At 67.3% G+C, this 20,091-nt stretch carries 22 protein-coding genes; 2 read left to right on the plus strand and 20 right to left on the minus strand.

Annotated elements, in window-relative coordinates; all coding sequences use genetic code 11:
• Position 1: 1 nt before the first annotated feature.
• The 18 genes from PKE78_RS14975 to PKE78_RS15060 form a co-directional block, all read right to left on the minus strand.
• Positions 2–1,516: an NADH-quinone oxidoreductase subunit M gene (locus PKE78_RS14975; protein WP_271201701.1), complete on the minus strand. Its 1,515-nt coding sequence runs from the start codon at positions 1,514–1,516 to the stop codon at positions 2–4.
• Between the two features lie 4 nt (positions 1,517–1,520).
• Positions 1,521–3,608: an NADH-quinone oxidoreductase subunit L gene (nuoL, locus tag PKE78_RS14980; protein WP_271201702.1), complete on the minus strand. Its 2,088-nt coding sequence runs from the start codon at positions 3,606–3,608 to the stop codon at positions 1,521–1,523.
• Between the two features lie 29 nt (positions 3,609–3,637).
• A complete protein-coding gene (nuoK, locus tag PKE78_RS14985; protein WP_271201703.1) occupies positions 3,638–3,946 on the minus strand; it encodes an NADH-quinone oxidoreductase subunit NuoK in 309 nt (102 codons plus the stop codon).
• A gap of 2 nt (positions 3,947–3,948) precedes the next feature.
• Positions 3,949–4,575, minus strand: a complete 627-nt coding sequence (locus PKE78_RS14990; protein WP_271201704.1) for an NADH-quinone oxidoreductase subunit J — start codon at positions 4,573–4,575, stop codon at positions 3,949–3,951.
• Positions 4,576–4,651: 76 nt separating this feature from the next.
• Positions 4,652–5,140 carry an NADH-quinone oxidoreductase subunit NuoI gene (gene nuoI, locus PKE78_RS14995; protein ID WP_271201705.1) on the minus strand — a complete coding sequence of 163 codons (489 nt, stop codon included), beginning with the start codon at positions 5,138–5,140 and terminating at the stop codon, positions 4,652–4,654.
• 30 nt (positions 5,141–5,170) lie between these two features.
• Positions 5,171–5,404: a hypothetical protein gene (locus tag PKE78_RS15000; RefSeq protein WP_271201706.1), complete on the minus strand. Its 234-nt coding sequence runs from the start codon at positions 5,402–5,404 to the stop codon at positions 5,171–5,173.
• Between the two features lie 10 nt (positions 5,405–5,414).
• Positions 5,415–6,422 carry an NADH-quinone oxidoreductase subunit NuoH gene (gene nuoH, locus PKE78_RS15005; protein ID WP_271201707.1) on the minus strand — a complete coding sequence of 336 codons (1,008 nt, stop codon included), beginning with the start codon at positions 6,420–6,422 and terminating at the stop codon, positions 5,415–5,417.
• 3 nt (positions 6,423–6,425) lie between these two features.
• Positions 6,426–8,498: an NADH-quinone oxidoreductase subunit NuoG gene (nuoG, locus tag PKE78_RS15010; protein ID WP_271201708.1), complete on the minus strand. Its 2,073-nt coding sequence runs from the start codon at positions 8,496–8,498 to the stop codon at positions 6,426–6,428.
• Positions 8,499–8,507: 9 nt separating this feature from the next.
• Entirely contained in the window at positions 8,508–8,738 is a 231-nt protein-coding gene (locus PKE78_RS15015; RefSeq protein ID WP_271201709.1) for a tropomyosin, read from the minus strand.
• A 6-nt stretch (positions 8,739–8,744) separates the two neighbouring features.
• Positions 8,745–10,046, minus strand: coding sequence for an NADH-quinone oxidoreductase subunit NuoF (gene nuoF / locus PKE78_RS15020; RefSeq protein WP_271201710.1), 1,302 nt, complete (start codon positions 10,044–10,046; stop codon positions 8,745–8,747).
• A 4-nt stretch (positions 10,047–10,050) separates the two neighbouring features.
• A complete protein-coding gene (gene nuoE / locus PKE78_RS15025; RefSeq protein ID WP_309299110.1) occupies positions 10,051–10,926 on the minus strand; it encodes an NADH-quinone oxidoreductase subunit NuoE in 876 nt (291 codons plus the stop codon).
• Positions 10,927–11,056: 130 nt separating this feature from the next.
• A complete protein-coding gene (locus PKE78_RS15030; RefSeq protein ID WP_271201711.1) occupies positions 11,057–12,241 on the minus strand; it encodes an NADH-quinone oxidoreductase subunit D in 1,185 nt (394 codons plus the stop codon).
• Positions 12,234–12,671 (minus strand): GFA family protein, encoded by a 438-nt coding sequence (locus PKE78_RS15035; protein ID WP_271201712.1) that lies wholly within the window; start codon positions 12,669–12,671, stop codon positions 12,234–12,236. Before PKE78_RS15035 ends, PKE78_RS15030 begins: the two co-directional genes overlap by 8 nt.
• Positions 12,672–12,680: 9 nt before the next feature.
• Positions 12,681–13,298: an NADH-quinone oxidoreductase subunit C gene (locus PKE78_RS15040; RefSeq protein WP_271201713.1), complete on the minus strand. Its 618-nt coding sequence runs from the start codon at positions 13,296–13,298 to the stop codon at positions 12,681–12,683.
• A gap of 10 nt (positions 13,299–13,308) precedes the next feature.
• Positions 13,309–13,890, minus strand: a complete 582-nt coding sequence (locus PKE78_RS15045; protein ID WP_271201714.1) for a NuoB/complex I 20 kDa subunit family protein — start codon at positions 13,888–13,890, stop codon at positions 13,309–13,311.
• Positions 13,881–14,246, minus strand: a complete 366-nt coding sequence (locus PKE78_RS15050; RefSeq protein WP_271201715.1) for an NADH-quinone oxidoreductase subunit A — start codon at positions 14,244–14,246, stop codon at positions 13,881–13,883. The genes PKE78_RS15045 and PKE78_RS15050 overlap by 10 nt, the downstream gene beginning before the upstream one ends.
• Positions 14,247–14,563: 317 nt before the next feature.
• A complete protein-coding gene (locus PKE78_RS15055) occupies positions 14,564–15,496 on the minus strand; it encodes a cell wall hydrolase (RefSeq protein ID WP_271201716.1) in 933 nt (310 codons plus the stop codon).
• Between the two features lie 216 nt (positions 15,497–15,712).
• Complete coding sequence (locus tag PKE78_RS15060; protein WP_271201718.1) at positions 15,713–16,438, minus strand: SDR family oxidoreductase; 726 nt, start codon at positions 16,436–16,438, stop codon at positions 15,713–15,715.
• Between the two features lie 105 nt (positions 16,439–16,543).
• Between PKE78_RS15060 and PKE78_RS15065 the strand changes: the two genes are divergently transcribed.
• Positions 16,544–17,434: a LysR family transcriptional regulator gene (locus PKE78_RS15065; RefSeq protein ID WP_271201719.1), complete on the plus strand. Its 891-nt coding sequence runs from the start codon at positions 16,544–16,546 to the stop codon at positions 17,432–17,434.
• 28 nt (positions 17,435–17,462) lie between these two features.
• Here the strand turns inward: PKE78_RS15065 and ldtR are convergent, their stop codons facing one another.
• On the minus strand, positions 17,463–17,975 hold the full coding sequence (gene ldtR, locus PKE78_RS15070; protein ID WP_271201720.1) for a transcriptional regulator LdtR: 513 nt from the start codon (positions 17,973–17,975) through the stop codon (positions 17,463–17,465).
• Between the two features lie 322 nt (positions 17,976–18,297).
• Positions 18,298–18,729: a DUF6163 family protein gene (locus PKE78_RS15075; RefSeq protein WP_271201722.1), complete on the minus strand. Its 432-nt coding sequence runs from the start codon at positions 18,727–18,729 to the stop codon at positions 18,298–18,300.
• Between the two features lie 298 nt (positions 18,730–19,027).
• Between PKE78_RS15075 and hemB the strand changes: the two genes are divergently transcribed.
• Positions 19,028–20,077, plus strand: a complete 1,050-nt coding sequence (gene hemB, locus PKE78_RS15080) for a porphobilinogen synthase (protein WP_428981277.1) — start codon at positions 19,028–19,030, stop codon at positions 20,075–20,077.
• Positions 20,078–20,091 lie beyond the last annotated feature (14 nt).

Raw genomic sequence — 20,091 nt, forward strand, 5'->3', positions numbered from 1 at the left:
ATCACCGCCCCACCAACGTGGCGGCCTTGCCGGCGCTTTCGATGGCCGCGGTGGTCTGCTGGAGCAGGCCGTCGATGGAGGCGGCGGAGAAGTCGATCACCGGCGCCGGCCACACGCCGAACAGGATCGTCAGCGCGACGAGCGGCGCGAGCAGCACGATCTCCTTGCGGGACAGGTCCGGGATGGCGGCGAGCTCCGGCTTGTCGAGCGGACCCAGCACCACGCGGCGATAGAGCCACAGCGCGTAGCCCGCCGACAGGATGACGCCGGTGGTGGCGAACAGAGCGACCCAGGTGTTGGCCCGGAACGCGCCCATCAGCGTCAGGAACTCGCCGACGAAGCCCGACGTGCCGGGCAGGCCGACGTTCGCCATGGTGAAGACGAGGAAGGCCGCCGCGTACCACGGCATGCGGTTCACGAGGCCCCCGAAGGCCTTGATCTCGCGGGTGTGCAGCCGGTCGTAAACCACGCCGACGCAGAGGAACAGCGCGCCGGACACGACGCCGTGGCTGATCATCTGGAACACCGCGCCCTGCACGCCCTGCTCGTTCAGCGCGAAGATGCCCATTGTGACGAAGCCCATATGCGCCACCGAGGAGTAGGCGATGAGCTTCTTCACATCCTCCTGCATCAGCGCCACCAGCGAGGTGTAGATGATGGCGACGACGGAGAGCGCGAACACGAAGGGCGCGAAATACTCCGACGCCAGCGGGAACATCGGCAGCGAGAAGCGCAGGAAGCCGTAGCCGCCCATCTTCAGCAGGATGCCGGCGAGGATGACGGAGCCCGCGGTCGGCGCCTCCACATGCGCGTCCGGCAGCCAAGTGTGCACCGGCCACATTGGCATCTTCACCGCGAAGGAGGCGAAGAAGCCGAGCCACAGCCACCACTGCATATCGGCCGGGAACTTGTAGGCGAGCAGCGCCACGATGTCGGTGGTGCCGGCCGTCCCGTACATCGCGAGGATGCCGACAAGCATCAGCAGCGAGCCGAGCAGCGTGTAGAGGAAGAACTTGAAGCTGGCGTAGACCCGGCGCGAGCCGCCCCAGATGCCGATGATCAGGAACATCGGGATCAGGCCGGCTTCGAAGAACAGGTAGAACAGCACCATGTCCAGCGCGCAGAACACGCCGATCATCAGCGTTTCGAGCACGAGGAAGGCGATCATGTACTCCTTCACCCGGTGGGTGATGGAGGTCCAGGACGCCAGGATGCAGAACGGCATGAGGAAGGCGGTCAGCACCACGAAGGGCGCCGAGATGCCGTCCACGCCGAGCTTGTATGTGATCGAGCCGCCGAGCCATTCGGCCTGCTCCACGAACTGGAACCCGGGCTCGGCGTAGTCGAACTTCGCCCACAGCACGAGCGAGACCACGAAGTTCACCACCGTCGTCCAGAGCGCGACGTGGCGGACGTTGCGCAGGCTCGCCTCGTCCGTCCCGCGGATCATCAGCAGGAAGAACACGCCGACCAGCGGCAGGAACGTCAGCAGCGAGAGGATGGGCCAGCCGGTCATAGCCTCACAGCCCCCGCATCAGGAACCAGGTGAACAGGGCCGCGACGCCGATCAGCATCGCGAAGGCGTAATGGTAGACGTACCCGGTCTGCAGACGGACGACGCGGTTGGTGACGTCGATCACGCGGGCGGAGACGCCGTCCGGTCCGAGGCCGTCGATGATCCGTCCGTCGCCGGTCTTCCAAAGGAACCGACCGATCCACTTCGCGGGACGCACGAAGATCAGGTCGTAAAGCTCGTCGAAGTACCACTTGTTGAGCAGGAACTCGTAGAGCATCCGGTGCCGCCGCGCGATCGCGCCGGGGATGTGCGGGCTGCGGATGTAAAACAGCCAGGCGAGCCCGAAGCCGATCACCATCATCACAAAGGGCGACCAGATCACCCAGCCCGGCACCTCGTGCATGTGGTGCAGGATCTCGTTGTGCTCGCCCACGAACAGAGCGCCGTTCCAGAACGCGTCGTGCTTGTCGCCGATGAAGCGCGACTTGAACACGAGGCCCGCGAACAGCGCGCCGACGCCCAGCACTAAGAGCGGCACCGTCATCACGCGCGGGCTCTCGTGCACGTGGCTCATGGTCTCGAGCGACGCGCGCGGCTGGCCGTGGAACGTGAGGAAGATCAGCCGCCACGAGTAGAACGAGGTCAGCAGCGCCGCGAGCACGGTGAGCGTGAAGGCGTACATGCCGGCGCTCGTATGCGCGGCGTAGGCGGCCTCGATCACCGCGTCCTTCGAGAAATAGCCGGCGGTCAGCGGGAAGCCGGTCAGCGCCAGCGTGCCGATCACCATCATCCAGTAGGTCAGCGGGATCAGCCGACGCAGGCCGCCCATCTTCCGCATGTCCTGCTCGTGGTGCATCGCGTGGATGACCGAGCCGCTGCCAAGGAACAGCAGCGCCTTGAAGAAGGCGTGCGTGAACAGATGGAACACCGCGACGCCGTAGGCTCCGACGCCGAGCGCGACGAACATGTAGCCGAGCTGCGAGCAGGTGGAGTAGGCGATGACGCGCTTGATGTCGTTCTGCACCAGGCCGACGGTCGCGGCGAAGATCGCGGTGGTCGCGCCCACATAGGTGATGACGGTCAGCGCGTCCGGCGCGTGCTCGTAGATCGGCGACATGCGCGCCACCAGCACGATGCCCGCCGTCACCATGGTGGCGGCGTGGATCAGCGCAGAGACCGGCGTCGGACCCTCCATCGCGTCCGGCAGCCAGGTGTGCAGGCCGAGCTGGGCCGACTTGCCCATCGCGCCCATGAACAGCAGCAGGCCGATCACGGTCAGCGCGTGCCAGTCGTGGCCGAGGAAGTGGATCGTCTTGTCGGCGGCGCCGGGGACGTCCGCGAAGATGGTCGCGAACTGGACGCTGTCGAACACGACATAGGTCGCGAAAATGCCGAGCAGGAAGCCGAAGTCGCCGACGCGGTTGACCACAAAGGCCTTGATGGCGGCCGCGTTCGCGGACGGCTTCTGGTACCAGAACCCGATCAGCAGATAGCTCGCGAGGCCGACGCCCTCCCAGCCGAAGAACAGCTGCACGAGGTTGTCCGCCGTCACTAGCATGAGCATCATGAAGGTGAAGAGCGACAGATAGCCGAAGAACCGCGGACGGTGCGGATCCTCGTGCATGTAGCCGATCGAATAGAGGTGCACGAGCGCCGACACCGAGGTGACGACGACGAGCATGACCGCCGTCAGGGTGTCGATGCGGAACGCCCAGTCGATCGCGAGGCTGCCCGAGGTGATCCAGCGCAGCACGGTGACATGAGCGTCGTTGCCCGACAGCCCGACGTCGATAAAAGCGATCCACGACAGCAGCGCCGAGACCATCAGCAGGCCGGTGGTGATCAGCTCCGCGAGGCGCGAGCCCTGCGCCGGCGGCTCGACCGGGCCGTGGCCGTGGTCGTCATGCCCGTGGTCGTCGTGGGCGTGGGCGTCATGATGCGCGGCGTGGCCATGGGAGCCGTGGTCGTGCGCGTGATGGAACGCGTCGACGGGACCGACCGCGCCGGGATGGCGCTTGCGGGCGCCGGCGAGCGCGATGGCGCCGGCGAGGATCGCGCCGAGAAGGGGGAGAAAGACGATCAGATGGTACATCAGCGGTCTGTCGGAGGCCTAAAAGCCCCTCACCCCTTCATCCGGTTGATGTCTTCGACCGCGATCGTGCCGCGGTTGCGGAAGTAGACGACGAGGATGGCGAGGCCGATCGCGGCTTCGGCCGCGGCGACCGTGAGCACGAAGAGCGCGAACACCTGACCCTTGAGGTCGCCGATGTGGGTCGAGAACGCCACCAGATTGATGTTCACCGCGAGCAGGATGAGCTCGACCGACATCAGGATGACGATGACGTTCTTGCGGTTGAGGAAGATGCCGAGCACGCCGAGCGTGAACAGGATCGCCGCGACCGTGAGGTAATGCCCGAGACCGATCGCCATGGTCAGACCCCCGTCTCCGAAAGGCCCTGCCCCGGCCGCACCTTGACGACCTCGATCGCGGTCGCGGGTCCGCGCGCCACCTGGGCCGCGATGTCCTGGCGCTTCACGCCGGCCCGGCGCTCGCGCAGCGTAAGCACGATCGCGCCGATCATGGCGGTGAGCAGCACGAGGCCGGCCGCCTGGAACAGCAGAAGGTGCTCGGTGTAGAGCACGCGACCGAGCGCCTCGGCGTTGGTGACGTCGTTCGGGATCGGCGCCTTGGCGACCACGGTCTGCGTCGCGCCGCCCGCCCCCCAGGTCCCGACCACCAGCACCAGCTCGGCCAGAACGATCAGACCCACCAGCGCGCCGACCGGCAGGTACTGCAGGAAGCCGTCGCGCAGCTCGGCGAAGTCGACGTCGAGCATCATGGTCACGAACATGAACAGCACCGCGACGGCGCCGACATAGACGACCACCAGGATCATCGCGAGGAACTCGGCCCCCATCAGCACGAACAGGCCGGCCGCGTTCACGAAGGCGAGGATCAGGAACAGCACCGAATGCACGGGGTTCTTCGACGAGATCACCATGAAGGCGGAAGCGACGGTCACGCCCGCGAACAGATAGAAAAACAAGGCGGGCATCATGCGCGGGGATCCTTGCGCGGGACCGTCGTGGATGCCCGCAAGAGCGGGCATGACGTTGAGGATGTCATGAGCGCCCTCACCGGTACGGCGCGTCGAGCGCGATGCGGCGGGCGATCTCGCGCTCCCAGCGGTCGCCGTTCGCGAGCAGGCGCTCCTTGTCGTAGTAGAGCTCCTCGCGGGTCTCGGTCGCGAACTCGAAGTTCGGGCCCTCGACGATGGCGTCGACCGGACACGCTTCCTGGCAGAAGCCGCAATAGATGCACTTCACCATGTCGATGTCGTAGCGGGTCGTGCGGCGCGTGCCGTCGTTGCGGCGCGGGCCGGCCTCGATGATGATGGCCTGCGCCGGGCAGATCGCCTCGCACAGCTTGCACGCGATGCAGCGCTCCTCGCCGTTGGGGTAGCGGCGCAGGGCGTGCTCCCCCCGAAAGCGCGGCGAGATCGCGCCCTTCTCGAAGGGGTAGTTGATGGTCGCCTTCGGCCGAAAGAAATAGCGCATCGACAGAAAGAACGCCGACACGAACTCCTTCAGGAACAGCGAGCGGGCCGCTTGATCGAGCCGCATCTCAACCCTCGTTTCGTTTGCGAGCCGTCATCAGCCCGCCAGCAATTCCGCCGCCACGTAGCCCACGACCGCGATCTCCACGATCGTCGTGACGATGACGATCGGACCGGCGAGCCGGCGGATCGTCGTGAATTTCGCAGCGTCCTCGGGGGACGCTCTTTCGACCTGCCGGTCGAGGCCGGCGTTGATCGCCTTGGCGCCGAGCCAGCCTAGAACCACGCCCGCGAGCGCGCCGACAAGCGCGCCGAGGACGCCGGAGCTCAAACGCCTCGCCTCACGGCGCCCAGCCCGTGAACTGCAGCACCGCCGCGACGATCACGACCATGGCGAGCGAGATCGGCAGGAACACCTTCCAGCCGAGCCGCATGAGCTGGTCGTAGCGGTAGCGGGGCACGAAGGCCTTCACCATGGCGAACATGAAGAACACCAGGCACATCTTGGCCACGAACCAGATCACGCCCGGAACCCAGGTGAAGGGCGCGAACGGGATCGGGGACAGCCAGCCGCCGAGGAACAGGATCGTCGTCAGCGCGCACATGGTCATGATCGCCACGTACTCGCCGAGCATGAACAGCAGGTAGGGCGTCGAGCCGTACTCGGTCATGAAGCCGGCGACGAGCTCGGACTCCGCTTCCGGAAGGTCGAACGGCGGCCGGTTGGTCTCGGCGAGGGCCGAGATGAAGAACACCACGAACATCGGGAACAGCGGCAGCCAGTACCAGCCGAACACGCCGGCGGCGGTGTCCTGCGCGCGCACGATGTCGGAGAGGTTGAGCGAGCCGACGCAGAGCAGCACGCAGATGATCACGAAGCCGATCGAGACCTCGTAGGACACCATCTGCGCAGCCGAGCGCAGCGCGCCGAGGAATGGGTACTTCGAGTTCGACGCCCAGCCCCCCATGATGACGCCGTAGACGCCGAGCGAGGAGATCGCGAACACATAGAGGATGCCGACGTTCAGGTCGGCGATCGCCCAGCCGTCGGCGAGCGGGATCACCGCCCAGGCGGCGAGCGCGAGGAAGCAGGTGACGAGCGGCGCGAGCAGGAACACGCCCTTGTTCGCGCTCGACGGTATCACCGGCTCCTTCAGCACGAACTTCAGCAGGTCGGCGAAGGACTGGAACAGGCCGAACGGCCCGACCACGTTAGGGCCGCGGCGGAGCTGCACCGCCGCCCAGACCTTGCGGTCCGCCAGCAGGATGTAGGCGATGAACACCAGCAGCGCGACGAGCAGCGCCACGCTCTGGATCAGGATCAGCAGGACCTGGAGGAACGTTTCCACGACTTACTCCGCAGCCTGCGCCAGCGAACCGCGCTTCAGCGCGCTCATCTCGGCCATGATGGCGGAGGCGCGCGCGATCGGGTTCGTGAGGTGGAAATCGGGGACCGCGTTGACGAAGGCCTCGCCGGAGAGTGAACCGACCGCGTAGCCCGACAGATCCGCCGGCTCGGCGGCCGCAATCTCATCCACAGCAGCGAAATGCGGATGAGCCGCGTAAAGCGCAGCCCTCAGCTGCTGCAGCGAGTCGTAGGGCAGCCGGGCGCCGAGCGCGTCGGAGAGCGCGCGCAGGATCGCCCAGTCCTCGCGGCCTTCGCCGGGCGGGAAGGTGGCGCGGTTCGCGACCTGAACGCGGCCTTCCGTGTTCACATAGGTGCCGGACTTCTCCACATAGGCCGCGCCGGGCAGGATCACATCGGCGCGGTGCGCGCCCCGGTCGCCGTGGGTGCCGAGGTAGACCACGAAGGCGCCCGGAGCGACTTCGATCTCGTCGGCGCCAAGCAGGAACGCCACGTCGAGCGCGCCGGGCGCGGCCATCTCGGCGGCGGTCTTCGCGCCCTCCCCCGGAACGAAGCCGAGGTCGAGCGCGCCGACGCGCGAGGCCGCGACGTGCAGCACCGACAGGCCGTTCCAGCCGGCCTCGACGCTCGCGCCGGAGGCGAGCTTCGCCGCGGCGGCGAGCACCGCGAGACCGTCCTCTCGCGCCAGCGCGCCGGCGCCGACGATCACGAGCGGCCGCGCGGCCTTGGCGAGAATGTCGGCGAAGCCGCTCTTGCCCTCGACGAGTTCGGTCAGGCTCGCGGTCCCGGCGCCGAGATGCTCCACGCCATAGGTGAGGTCAGCGCGCTCGCCGACGAGGCCGACGCGCAGTGCGCCCTGCCGCCAGCGCTTGCGGATGCGGGCGTTGAGCACCGGCGCCTCGAGCCGCGGGTTGGTTCCGATCATCAGGATCGCGTCCGCCCGGTCGATGCCGGAGACGGTGGCGTTGAATAGGTAGCTCGCACGGCCGAGCGCGGGGTCGAGCGCCGAGCCGTCCTGACGGCAGTCGAGGTTGGTCACGCCGAGCCTGCCGAACAGGTCCTTGAGCGCGAAAATCTCTTCGACCGCGGCGAGATCGCCGACGATCGCGCCGACGCGGCTCGTGTCGGCGCCCTTGATCTTCTCGGCGACCTTGGCCAGCGCCTCCGGCCAGGAGGCCGGGCGCAGGCGGCCGTTCTCACGGACGTAAGGCCGGTCGAGCCGCTGGGTGCGCAGGCCGTCCCAGATGAAGCGGGTCTTGTCGGAGATCCACTCCTCGTTCACGTCCTCGTTCACGCGCGGCAGGATGCGCATGACCTCGCGGCCGCGGGCGTCGACCCGGATCGCGGAGCCGAGCGCATCCATCACGTCGATCGACTCGGTCTTCGACAGCTCCCACGGGCGCGCCTGGAAGGCGTAGGGCTTCGACGTCAGCGCGCCGACCGGGCACAGGTCGATCACGTTGCCCTGCAGCTCCGAGGACATCGCGTGCTCGAGATAGGTCGTGATCTCCATGTCCTCGCCGCGGCCAATGGCGCCCATTTCGGCCACGCCGGCGACCTCGGCCACGAAGCGGACGCAGCGCGTGCAGTGGATGCAGCGCGTCATCGTCGTCTTCACGAGCGGGCCGATGTACTTGTCCTCGACCGCGCGCTTGTTCTCGTGAAAGCGCGAGCCCGAGACGCCATAGGCCATGGCCTGGTCCTGCAGGTCGCACTCGCCGCCCTGGTCGCAGATCGGGCAGTCCAGCGGGTGGTTGATGAGCAGGAACTCCATCACCCCCTCGCGCGCCTTCTTCACCATCGGCGAGCGGGTGGAGACGACCGGCGGCTCGCCGTTCGGGCCGGGGCGCAGGTCGCGCACGCCCATGGCGCAGGACGCCACCGGCTTGGGCGGCCCGCCCTTCACCTCGACCAGGCACATGCGGCAGTTGCCGGCGATCGACAGCCGCTCGTGGTAGCAGAAGCGCGGAATCTCGGCGCCCGCGGCCTCGCAGGCCTGCAGGATGGTGTATTCGGCCGGAACGTCGACCTCGGCGCCGTCGACGATGAGCTTGGTCATCTCGTCACCTCAGTGCGGCATGTCGACAAGGTCGAGGCGGTGCTCGATCCGGTCCAGACGGCTCTCCACGCGATCAATCCGGCGGTTCACGCCGGCGATCGAGAGATCGACCTTCGCGAGCTTTTCCTCGACGTCGGTCATTCGGATTTTCAGATCGCCCACGTCGTCGATCACGCGATCAAGCTTTTGGTCGATCCGGCGCAGATAGGTCAGCACGATGTTGTCCGGTTCGTCAGACATCGCCCCTCACTCCGCCGCCACGGCGAAGTCCCGCGGGGCGGGGTTCGCGGCGTAGTCGTCGATGCGCTTCTCGATCTCGTGGCGGTAGTGCCGGATAAGGCCCTGCACGGGCCATGCCGCGGCGTCACCCAGAGCGCAGATCGTGTGGCCCTCCACTTGGGTCGAGACCTCCAGCAGCATGTCGATCTCGCGCTTCTCCGCGCGGCCGACCGCCATGCGCTCCAGCACGCGCCACATCCAGCCGGTGCCCTCGCGGCACGGCGTGCACTGGCCGCAGCTCTCATGCTTGTAGAAGTGCGAGATGCGGGCGATGGCGCGGACGATGTCGGTGGACTTGTCCATGACGATCACCGCGGCGGTGCCGAGGCCCGACTTGAGATTGCGCAGGGTGTCGAAGTCCATCGACAGGTCCTGGCACTGGTGCTCGGGGAGCACCGGCACGGAAGAGCCGCCGGGGATGATGGCGTAGAGGTTGTCCCAACCGCCGCGGATGCCGCCGCAGTGCTTCTCGACCAGCTCGCGTAAGGAGATGCCCATCTCCTCCTCGACGTTGCACGGCCGCTCCACGTGGCCGGAGATCGAGAACAGCTTGGTGCCGGTGTTGTTCGGCTTGCCCAGCCCTGCGAACCACGCCCCGCCGCGGCGCAGGATCGTGCCCGCGACCGCGATCGACTCGACGTTGTTCACCGTCGTCGGGCAGCCGTAGAGGCCCACGTTGGCCGGGAACGGGGGTTTGAGCCGCGGCATGCCCTTCTTGCCTTCGAGGCTTTCGAGAAGGGCGGTCTCCTCGCCGCAGATGTAGGCGCCGGCGCCGTGGTGGACGTAGATGTCGAACGGCCAGCCGTGGACGTTGTTCTTGCCCACGAGATTGGCCGCATAGGCCTCGTCGACCGCGCGCTGCAGCGCTTCCTTCTCGCGGACGTACTCGCCGCGGATGTAGATGTAGCAGGCGTGGGCGTGCATCGCGAAGGACGCGATCAGGCAACCCTCGATCAGGAGATGCGGATCGTTCCGCATGATCTCCCGGTCCTTGCAGGTGCCGGGCTCGGACTCGTCGGCGTTGACCACGAGGTAGTGCGGACGGCCTTCCTGCGGCTTCGGCATGAAGGACCACTTGAGGCCCGTCGGGAAGCCCGCGCCTCCGCGGCCGCGGAGGCCCGACGCCTTCATCTCGGCGACGATCCAGTCCCGGCCCTTTTCGAGCAGGAACTTGGTCTCGTCCCAGGCGCCCCGCTTCAGGGCCGACTGGAGGTCGGCGCCACGGCGGCCGTTGAGATTGGTGAAGATGCGGTCGCGATCGGTCAGCATGGCGTCACGCTCCCTTCTCGGACGGCGGCTCGCCAGGCGCCGCCGGCGTCTTCGGCGCAGTCCCGACGGTCGTCGCGCCCGAGGCCGTGTCCGACTTAACCGTGGTCGCGCGTTTGGCCTTGCCGTTCGGCTGCGCTTCCGCGTCCTTTGCGCTGGCTGCTGTCTTGGCTTCCGGCCGGGAATTCTGCTCCGGCCGGCCCGCGGAATCGGCGGCCGTGGCGTCGCCCTTCGGTTCGTCGCTGAAGCGGCTCTTCCAGGAGCCCACGACGGAACCGTCATAAAGGCTTTCGTCGGTCAGCGAGGTGTCGCCGCCGAAAGGCGCGGAGCACGACCGGCCGGTCTGCGACCCGGTCTTCACAGGACGACCCGCCCGCAAGTCCTCGAGCAGAGCTTCGAAGCTCTCCGGGGTCAGGTCCTCGTAATAGTCGAAGTTGATCTGGACCATCGGCGCGTTGGAGCAGGCGCCGAGGCATTCGACCTCGAGCCAGGACAGCTTGCCGTCGTCGGTGACGTGGTTCTGGTCGCCGATGAGCTTCTTGCAGACGTCCTTCAGCGCGTTCGCGCCGCGTAGCGCGCAGGGCGTGGTGCCGCAGAGCTGGACGAAGTGCTCGCCGACCGGCTTCAGGTTGAACATCGTGTAGAAGGTCGCGACCTCCATCACGCGGATCACCGGCATGCCGAGCATCTCGGCGACGCGCCGGATCGCAGGCTCGGGCAGCCAGCCGCCGTGCTGCTCCTGCGCGCGCCACAGCAGCGGGATCACCGCCGAGGCCTGGCGGCCTTCCGGATACTTGGCGATCTGCCCTTCCGCCCAGTGCAGGTTGTCCTGCGTGAAGGCGAAATCGGCGGGCTGGACCTCGGCGAGACGACGGACGGACATCTTTAGATCACACCCTTTGCCGTCATGCCCCGGCTTGTCCGGGGCATCCAGGAATTGCGTAGGGCTGAGCGGGTCACCGCCGTGGATGCCCCGGACAAGCCGGGGCACGACGATGTGGTTGTCGTGAGAATCATCGGTCCACCTCGCCGAACACGATGTCGAGCGAGCCGAGGATCGCGGAGACGTCGGCCAGCATGTTGCCGCGGCACATGTGGTCCATCGCGGAGAGATGCGCGAAGCCGGGCGCCCGGATCTTGCAGCGGTAGGGCTTGTTGTCGCCGTTCGAGACCAGATAGACGCCGAACTCGCCCTTGGGCGCTTCGACCGCGGCGTAGACCTCGCCCTCCGGCACCCGGTAGCCCTCGGTGTAGAGCTTGAAGTGATGGATGAGCGCCTCCATCGAGCGCTTCATCTGGCCGCGCTTCGGCGGCGCCACCTTGCCGTCGAGGGTCGCGATCGGGCCCTTCTCGGTCTTCAGCCGCGCGCAGCACTGCTGCATGATGCGCGTCGCCTGCCGCATCTCCTCCATGCGGATGAGATAGCGGTCGTAGCAGTCGCCGTTCTTGCCGATCGGAATGTCGAAATCGAGGTCGGCGTAGCACTCGTAGGGCTGCGACTTGCGCAGGTCCCAGGCTGCGCCCGAGCCGCGCACCATGACGCCGGAGAAGCCCCACTCCCAGGCCTCATGCAGCGGCACCACGCCGATGTCGACGTTGCGCTGCTTGAAGATGCGGTTCTCGGTCAGCAGCGCGTCGATGTCGTCGAGCGCCTTGTAGAAGCCGACGCACCAGCGGTCGATGTCCTCGACGAGCTGATCCGGCAGGTCCTGATGCACCCCGCCCGGCCGGAAGTAGGCCGCGTGCATGCGCGAGCCCGAGGCGCGCTCGTAGAACACCATCAGCTTCTCGCGCTCCTCGAACCCCCACAGCGGCGGGGTGAGCGCGCCCACGTCCATGGCCTGCGTGGTGACGTTGAGGAGATGGCTGAGGATGCGGCCGATCTCGGAATAAAGCACCCGGATGAGCTGCGCGCGCATCGGAATCTCGACGCCGAGCAGGCGCTCTGTGGCGAGGCAGAAGGCGTGCTCCTGATTCATCGGCGCGACGTAGTCGAGCCGGTCGAAATAGGGCATCGCCTGCAGGTAGGTCTTGGTCTCGATCAGCTTCTCGGTGCCGCGGTGGAGCAGCCCGATATGCGGGTCGACGCGCTCCACCACCTCGCCGTCGAGCTCGAGCACGAGGCGCAGAACGCCATGCGCCGCAGGGTGCTGCGGGCCGAAGTTGATCGTGAAGTTCCGGATCTCGGCTTCAGCCACCGGCCTGCTCCTGCGCCGCGGCCCAGCGAGCGAAGAACTCGGGGCCGGTCAGTTTGCGAGTGTCGTTCGAGAAGGCGTAAAGCGACGGCTTCGCGTCGATGAAGATCTCTTCAGCGAACACGAACCCGTCCGCATCGTCGAAGGCCTGCAGCGCCACGGCGGTCGCGCTGCGGTCCTGCATCCGCCACATCAGGCTTGAGCCGCAGGTCTTGCAGAACACCCGCTCGCCATACTCCGACGAGGCATAGGACGCGACGGCCGCTTCGTCCTCGAACGCGACGTCGCAGGACGGCACGCCGAGAAACACGCCGCCGCTCCATTTGCGGCAGTTGCCGCAGTGGCAAGCGTCGACCTCCAGCGCCAGCGGCCGCGCCGTGAAGCGCGCCGCGCCGCACAGACAGCCTCCCGACCGTTCGCTTGGGCCCGCCATCGCCCGACCTCAGTTCGCCTTGGCCTTCTCGTCGCCGGGCAGCACGTAATCCGTGCCTTCCCATGGCGACAGGAAGTCGAAGTTGCGGAACTCCTGGTTGAGCCGGACCGGCTCGTAAACCACGCGCTTGACCTCGTCGTCCCAGCGCACCTCGACGAAGCCGGTGGTGGGGAAGTCCTTGCGCAGCGGATGGCCGTCGAAGCCGTAGTCGGTGAGCAGCCGGCGCAGGTCCGGATGGTCCGAGAACAGCACGCCGTAGAGATCGTAGGCCTCGCGCTCGAACCACAGCGCGCCGGGGAACACCCCGGTGATCGAAGGCACCGGCGTCACGTCGTCGGCCTCGACCTTCACCCGGACGCGCAGGTTCTTCACCGGCGACAGCAGGTGATAGACCACGTCGAAGCGCTTCTCGCGCGCGGGCCAGTCCACGCCCGCGACGTCGACGAAGCACACGAACCGGCATTCGGGGTCGTCGCGCAGGAAAGTCACGACCTCGACGATCCGCGCAGCGTCGACCTTCAGCGTCAGCTCACCGTAGGCGACGGAGGCGGAGGTCAGCGCGGAGCCGAGCCCGGCCGCGACATGGGTTGCGAGTGTTTCGAGAACGTTGTGGGGAGAGCTGCTCATGGCGTCCCCCTCACCGCTCGATCGTGCCGATGCGGCGGATCTTCTTCTGCAGCAACAGCACGCCGTAGAGCAGCGCCTCGGCCGTCGGCGGGCAGCCCGGCACGTAGACGTCAACCGGAACCACCCGGTCGCAGCCGCGAACGACCGCGTAGGAATAGTGGTAGTAGCCGCCGCCGTTGGCGCAGGAGCCCATTGAGATGACGTAGCGCGGCTCAGGCATCTGGTCGTAGACCTTGCGCAGCGCCGGAGCCATCTTGTTGGTCAGCGTGCCGGCCACGATCATGACGTCGGACTGCCGCGGGCTCGCGCGCGGCGCGAAACCGAAGCGCTCGACGTCGTAGCGCGGCATCGACACCTGCATCATCTCGACCGCGCAGCAGGCGAGACCGAAGGTCATCCACATCAGCGAGCCGGTGCGGGCCCAATTGATGAGGTCCTCCGTCGAGGTGACGAGGAAGCCCTTGTCGGACAGCTCGGCGTTCAGCTCGCCGAAAAAGCGGTCGTCATGTCCGAGCGGCCGGCCGGAGGCGTCGACCAGCCCTTTCGGGGCCGGCGCGACCAGCGTGTCGGACGGGTTCTGGCTCAATCCCATTCCAGCGCCCCTTTGCGCCACTCGTAGATGAAGCCGATCGTCAGCACGCCGAGGAACGCCATCATCGACCAGAACCCGAAGACGCCGACCTCCTTGAACGCGACCGCCCAAGGGAACAGGAACGCCACCTCGAGGTCGAAGATGATGAAGAGGATCGCGACCAGATAGAACCGGACGTCGAACTTCATCCGCGCGTCGTCGAAAGCGTTGAAGCCGCACTCGTAAGCGGACAGCTTCTCAGGGTCTGGGTTCTGGTATGCCAGAAAAAACGGCGACGCAAGCAGCGCGACGCCGATCAGCAGCGAAACGCCGAGGAAGATCACGAGCGGCAGATAGTCCGCGAGCAGATCCGTCATCGCGACGTCGTCCTCCACGTCTGAAGCGGGGTCCGCGCGGAGCGATCTTATCGCCGCCGAACGCGCAGGTCCGTTGCTGCGCCGCAGCGGATCGCCGCAGCCGTCGGGCGAGGCTTAGCCCCCTGCCACTTTAGGCGCAAGACCGCCTCGCTTGAGAAGCAAAACAATTCAAAGGCGATGGGAAAAAACCTCGCCCGTCCGTACGGTTGAGCGCGAAAAGTCTCTCGTGCTCTACGATAAACGAAGGGCTGCGGATCAGCGATCCACAGCCCTTATGCTTTCGTGGCAGGAGGCGCTCGCGGCGCGCGACGGTGCGGTCAGCGACCGCCCTCGGCGATCAGGTCCTCGATCGAGCGGGGCGCCGAGCGGACGGCTGGACGCGGCGGAGCAGCGGCGGCCAAGACGGGCTCCTCGACCTCGATCCGACGCGGCTCACGCGGGTTGTCGTACTCGTTCGAGGCGACCCGCCGGGGCTCGCCGTAGGTCTCGCGCATGCCCGCCTGCGAGAGCGGCTCGGCGTAGCCGTCGTAGCGCACGATCTCGTCGCGGGGGTGGGTGCGCTCCGGCCGCGGTTCCGCGCGACGACGCGGCGCTTCGTAAGGCGGCAGCGGGCGCGCGTCCGCGACCTGGATGCGGCGCTCCTCGACCGGCGCCGGGCGCGCCTGACGACGCTCGATTCGGACCGGCTCGCGAACGACGGCGACCGGCGTCTCCGGCTCGACCGAGGCCATGCGGACGCGTTCCGCCGACGCGATCGATTCCTGGCTTGCGATCATGATTCCGGGGCCCGGACGGCGCTTCTCGTAGAAGGCGTTGCCGCCGGCGATCGCGACGTAGTGCATGTTCCGGTACGGAAACTTGTAGCCGGCGGTGTGGAAGAACATCGACTTCGAGCCGACGCGCGGGTTGCGGGCGCCGCGCAGCACCGCGTCCGCCATGCGGAAGGCGCGCGGCTTGCCGCTGTCGGTCATCGGCCGCGTCAGCACGCCGGGCGCGAACTGCCGGGGCTGACCCACCACGCCGCAAACCGAGCGCGGATACCTGCCGGACTCCACGCGGTTCATCACCACGGTGCCGACCGCCAGCATGCCGTCGTCGCTCGAGCGGTTCGATTCGAAATACATCGCCCGCGCCATGCACTCGCGGGCCGTCAGGCGGACGTTCGTCGGCTTGCCGACATGGCCGCAGCCCGCCAAAGCCAGGGGCAGGAGGACGGCGGCGGCAAGCCTCGCCCGGGTCAGGAACGCCATACGCATACGCCAGTCCACGCCAAACGCCACACGCGACACGCCGGCCAATCCGCGTCCGCCGGAGCCCAAACGCGCTGTGGGCTTCGCGCAACGCCGGCCGTCTTTCTTCAAAAGGACCCGAAGGACGTCATCAAACGCTTAACGGATTCGAGATTCTTGCGGATCGGCGGACCGGAACGCGCGCTCTCCGATCCGCCGCCTGATGCGGGCTTCGGGTCAGACGCTCGCGGTCGGCCGCACGACGATGTCGCTGACGTCGACATCCGCAGGCTGTTCAATCGCATAGCGCACCGCACGACCGATCGCGTCCGGCTGGAGCGCGATGGCGCGATACGCTTTCATCGCCAGCGCGGCCGATGGATCGGTGATGGTGTCGGCGAGTTCGCTTTCGACGACGCCGGGATAGACGCAGGTGACGCGGATGCGATCGTTCTCCTGCCGCAGGCCGTCCGAGATCGCTCGCACCGCATATTTCGTCGCGCAGTACACGGCCGCCGTCGGGACGACCGAAAGCGCGCCTATGGACGCGATGTTGACGATGTGGCCGGCGCGGCGCTCGGTCATCTCCGGCAGCACGGCCGCCACGCCGTACAGCACGCCTTTGACGTTGACGTCGACCATACGGTCCCATTCGTCGACCTTCAGGGCCGCCATGGGAGACAGCGGCATGACGCCAGCGTTGTTGACCATGACGTCGACGCGCCCGAACGCTTGGCGCGCCGCCTGCGCGAACGCCTCAACGTCCGCGCGGTCGGTGACGTCCAGCCGGCGCGCCACCGCCTCGCCGCCGGCCGACCTGATCTCGTCGCTCAGCGCGTCGAGGCGGTCTGTCCGGCGCGCGCCAAGCACGAGCTTCGCGCCCGCCGCTCCAAGCTCACGAGCGATGGCGGCGCCGATCCCGCTCGACGCTCCAGTGATCAGTACGACTTTATCCATAGCCATGTCGGCTTCTCCTCCAACGTTCCGTGACGCGAGGAAAAGCTAGCCTTAGCGGCCTGTCGCTATAAGCTGTTCAGATCTGACCGAACTGGATAGCTGAACTAAACAATGGATGTCAGCCTCAATGCGCTGGCGGTGTTCGCCGTCGTCGCCGACACGCGGAGCTTCCGCGCGGCGGCCGACCGGCTGGGAGTCACCCGGTCGGCCGTCAGCCAGACCATAAAGTCGCTGGAGACCGCGTTGGGCATTGCGCTTGTCCAGCGCACGACCCGCAGCGTCGGACTGACCGAAGCGGGCGAGCGTCTCCATGCGCGGGTCGCGCCCGGCATCGCCGATATCCGGGAAGCGGTGGAAGCCGTGAGCGACCGGCCTGATCGTCCCCGTGGCCGGCTTAGACTGGCCGTCTCGTCCATCGCAGAGCGGTTCCTGTCGGGACCGCTGCTCGCCGCCTTCGCGGAGGCCAATCCCGACGTGCGGCTCGACGTCACTGTGACGGACGAAGAGTTCGACATCGTCGCCGAGGGCTACGACGCGGCCGTCAGATTGGGCGAAGTGATCGCGCAGGACATGATCGCCGTCGCGATCGCCGGCGACGAGCGCCAGATCGCGGTGTGCTCTCCCGCATATCGCGAGCGGCGCGGCGCGCCGGACCACCCGCGTGACCTGACGCGTCACGGCTGCATCGGCTGGCGGCCGGCTCCGGACGTCGCGCCGTACCGCTGGGAGTTCGCCGAACGCGGCGAGGAGTTCAGCGTCGCCGTCGATCCCCGGATCACCACGAACGACATGGCCCTGATGATCAAGCTGGCGGTGGCGGGCGCCGGCGTGACCTTCGGCATGGAGGAGAGTTTTCGTCCCTGGATCGACCGCGGAGAGTTGGTCCCGATCCTCGAAGATTTCTGTCCCCGCTTCCCCGGATTCTACCTCTATTACCCCAACCGCCGTAACGCCGCGCCGAAGCTGCGCGCGTTGATCGAGCATGTTCGGCGCAGCCGCTGACGGCGCGGATCGGCCTCCATGGGCGAGATCAGAGGCGGAAGCGGATCTGGTCGGTCCAGAAGCGCTCGAGGCGGACCAGCGCCACGTTCAGGGTGCGGAAGTCCTCAGCGTTCACGCCGCCCACCTGCTCGATGGTGCGGATGTGCTTGGCGTAGAGCTCTTCCACGATGTTGTGGATCTCGCGGCCCTGCTCGGTGAGGCTGATGCGCACCGAGCGCCGGTCCATGCGGGAGCGCTGGTGGTGCAGGAAGCCCATCTCGACGAGCTTCTTCAGATTGTACGAGACGTTGGAGCCGAGATAGTAACCGCGGGTGCGCAGCTCGCCGGCGGTCAGCTCGCTGTCGCCGATGTTGTACAGAAGCAGCGCCTGAACGCTGTTGATGTCGGAGCGGCCGCGGCGGTCGAACTCGTCCTTGATGACGTCGAGCAGGCGGCGATGCAGCCGCTCCACCAGCGTCAGCGCCTCAAGGTAAAGCGGGCGGACCTCGACCTGGCGGGGATCAGCGGCCGGCTTCTCGGTGGTGCGCGCGAGGTTCTTCATAACTGACGCCTTCCCGTATGCCATTTGATCTTGGGGCGTCGTCCTGTTCCGCGCCCCTTTGAACTCAATCTAGGCGCGGGAAGTGAAAATGCGTTTAAATGACTTGCTGAAATTTGTCTTTATTTCTCAGACTGAACAAAGCGTTGCCGCGCTTCGTCAATGACCGGTTACCAAGACAAACGTAAATAGATTTTGATTTGTCCTTCCGAAATCTGAAGCATTGCAGACACCCTTGAATCCGCGCGGGAGCCATGGTGAAAAAATGCTGACCATGGACTTCGGACGGCTGATCGAAGACTCGGCGGAAAGGACGCGCGGGCGCTCAGCGCTCCTCGCGCTTCGCGGCGAGGGAAAGCGCGAGATAGGTCACGATCGCCGCCCCTTCGAAGGCGGCGACCACCCAGTGGCCGGAGATCGAGCCCCCCGCGAAAGCCGCGAACAGGATTTGCGCCGTCGCGGTCAGCAACCAGATCACGGCGCCCCAGGCCGCGCCGAGCCAGAGCCCGACGGCCGCCACCAGATCGGCGACCGCGAAAAACACCATCCCCACCCGCCAGGCGGTGGAGGCGCCTGCGAAGGGCTCGCCGCCCACGCCGATCAGCGCCGTCCAATGCGCCAGCCCCTTGACGAGTTGAATGACGGCGAGCACGCGAATGAACGCGAACAGACGCCGCTCCCATGGACGCGCCGCAGCGGAGCCGCGGAGGCGGGTCTCCTTCAGCGAGATCGGGGCGAGGTCGTCGCTGTCGTTCACGGGGTGCGGGCGTCCGGAGGACGGCCGGCGCGGGCGGCGGGGGACACGGGCGCGCTCCTCGGTCGGTGTCTCGGGCGGCGCGCGGACCAACGCCGAGCCGCCGCCGCGTGAGTCGGCGGCGCGCCAATGTCCGCGAACTGGCCCCTGCGCGCAAATCGACGCCGCTATGACGATTTGACCGAACGGAGAATGTGCCGGGCCCTCTCGGGGACCGCTGGGGGTGCTATAACGCTGTCAACGAGCGGGGACGGCAGTCCGGCTGCAAGCCTCCGCCCCCGACCGGACGGAGACGTCGAGCATGCACGAAACGATCGGAAGCCTCCGCGCGCGGGGCATGGACATTCGCCTCGAGGACGGCTCCCTCGACCTCACCCGCCGCCCGCGCCGCAGCCGCGGCTCAGACTGGTCGCGGCGGCTGGTGCGCGAGAACGCCATCACCGTGAACGACCTGATATGGCCGATCTTCCTGATCGAAGGCCAGGACCGCCGGGAGCCGGTGGCCACGATGCCGGGGGTCGAGCGCCTGACCGTCGACCAGGCGGTGCGCGAGGCGGAGACCGCGGCGGAGCACGGCATCCCTGCGATCGCGCTGTTCCCCTACACCGATCCGGACCTGCGCGACCCTGCGGGCTCCGAGGCGATCAATCCGGACAACCTCACCTGCCGGGCGCTGCGCGCGCTGAAGCGTGAGGTCCCGCAGATCGGCCTGATCACCGACGCCGCGCTCGACCCCTACACCAGCCACGGCCACGACGGGCTGATGAACGGCGACCGCATCCTGAACGACGCCACCGTCGCCGTGCTGGTTCGGCAGGCGCTGGCGCAGGCCGACGCCGGAGCCGACGTGATCGCGCCGTCCGACATGATGGACGGCCGCGTCGGCGCGATCCGCGCCGCACTCGACGACGCCGAGCGCACCGACGTCCAGATCATGTCCTACGCCGCGAAGTACGCCTCGGCCTTCTATGGCCCGTTCCGCGACGCGATCGGCACCCGCAAGGCGCTGACGGGCGACAAGAAGACTTATCAGATGGACCCCGCCAACGGCGACGAGGCGCTGCGCGAAGCCGAGCTCGACGTCGCCGAGGGCGCCGACATGCTGATGGTGAAGCCCGGTCTGCCCTACCTCGACGTGGTCTGGCGCCTCAAGGAGCGCTTCCGGCTGCCGACATTCGCCTATCAGGTCTCCGGCGAGTACGCGATGATCCAGGCCGCCGCGAAGAACGGCTGGATCGACGGCGAGGCCGCGATGCTCGAAAGCCTGCTGGCCTTCAAGCGCGCCGGCGCGGACGGCGTCTTGACCTATTTCGCGCCGACGGTCGCGCGGCTTCTCCGGAACGCCCGCTGAAGCCTCCGGTCCCG

Source organism: Methylopila turkensis (assembly GCF_027922325.1).
GTDB lineage: Bacteria > Pseudomonadota > Alphaproteobacteria > Rhizobiales > Methylopilaceae > Methylopila > Methylopila turkensis.

What these genes read in the sequence shown, in the direction of transcription:
- PKE78_RS14975 (WP_271201701.1), bottom strand. Translation starts at nt 1,516, where the DNA reads ATGACCGGCTGGCCCATCCTCTCGCTGCTGACGTTCCTGCCGCTGGTC.
- nuoL (WP_271201702.1), bottom strand. Translation starts at nt 3,608, where the DNA reads ATGTACCATCTGATCGTCTTTCTCCCCCTTCTCGGCGCGATCCTCGCC.
- nuoK (WP_271201703.1), bottom strand. Translation starts at nt 3,946, where the DNA reads ATGGCGATCGGTCTCGGGCATTACCTCACGGTCGCGGCGATCCTGTTC.
- PKE78_RS14990 (WP_271201704.1), bottom strand. Translation starts at nt 4,575, where the DNA reads ATGATGCCCGCCTTGTTTTTCTATCTGTTCGCGGGCGTGACCGTCGCT.
- nuoI (WP_271201705.1), bottom strand. Translation starts at nt 5,140, where the DNA reads ATGCGGCTCGATCAAGCGGCCCGCTCGCTGTTCCTGAAGGAGTTCGTG.
- nuoG (WP_271201708.1), bottom strand. Translation starts at nt 8,498, where the DNA reads ATGACCAAGCTCATCGTCGACGGCGCCGAGGTCGACGTTCCGGCCGAA.
- PKE78_RS15015 (WP_271201709.1), bottom strand. Translation starts at nt 8,738, where the DNA reads ATGTCTGACGAACCGGACAACATCGTGCTGACCTATCTGCGCCGGATC.
- nuoF (WP_271201710.1), bottom strand. Translation starts at nt 10,046, where the DNA reads ATGCTGACCGATCGCGACCGCATCTTCACCAATCTCAACGGCCGCCGT.
- nuoE (WP_309299110.1), bottom strand. Translation starts at nt 10,926, where the DNA reads ATGTCCGTCCGTCGTCTCGCCGAGGTCCAGCCCGCCGATTTCGCCTTC.
- PKE78_RS15035 (WP_271201712.1), bottom strand. Translation starts at nt 12,671, where the DNA reads ATGGCGGGCCCAAGCGAACGGTCGGGAGGCTGTCTGTGCGGCGCGGCG.
- PKE78_RS15040 (WP_271201713.1), bottom strand. Translation starts at nt 13,298, where the DNA reads ATGAGCAGCTCTCCCCACAACGTTCTCGAAACACTCGCAACCCATGTC.
- PKE78_RS15045 (WP_271201714.1), bottom strand. Translation starts at nt 13,890, where the DNA reads ATGGGATTGAGCCAGAACCCGTCCGACACGCTGGTCGCGCCGGCCCCG.
- PKE78_RS15050 (WP_271201715.1), bottom strand. Translation starts at nt 14,246, where the DNA reads ATGACGGATCTGCTCGCGGACTATCTGCCGCTCGTGATCTTCCTCGGC.
- PKE78_RS15055 (WP_271201716.1), bottom strand. Translation starts at nt 15,496, where the DNA reads ATGGCGTTCCTGACCCGGGCGAGGCTTGCCGCCGCCGTCCTCCTGCCC.
- PKE78_RS15060 (WP_271201718.1), bottom strand. Translation starts at nt 16,438, where the DNA reads ATGGCTATGGATAAAGTCGTACTGATCACTGGAGCGTCGAGCGGGATC.
- PKE78_RS15065 (WP_271201719.1), top strand. Translation starts at nt 16,544, where the DNA reads ATGGATGTCAGCCTCAATGCGCTGGCGGTGTTCGCCGTCGTCGCCGAC.
- ldtR (WP_271201720.1), bottom strand. Translation starts at nt 17,975, where the DNA reads ATGAAGAACCTCGCGCGCACCACCGAGAAGCCGGCCGCTGATCCCCGC.
- hemB (WP_428981277.1), top strand. Translation starts at nt 19,028, where the DNA reads ATGCACGAAACGATCGGAAGCCTCCGCGCGCGGGGCATGGACATTCGC.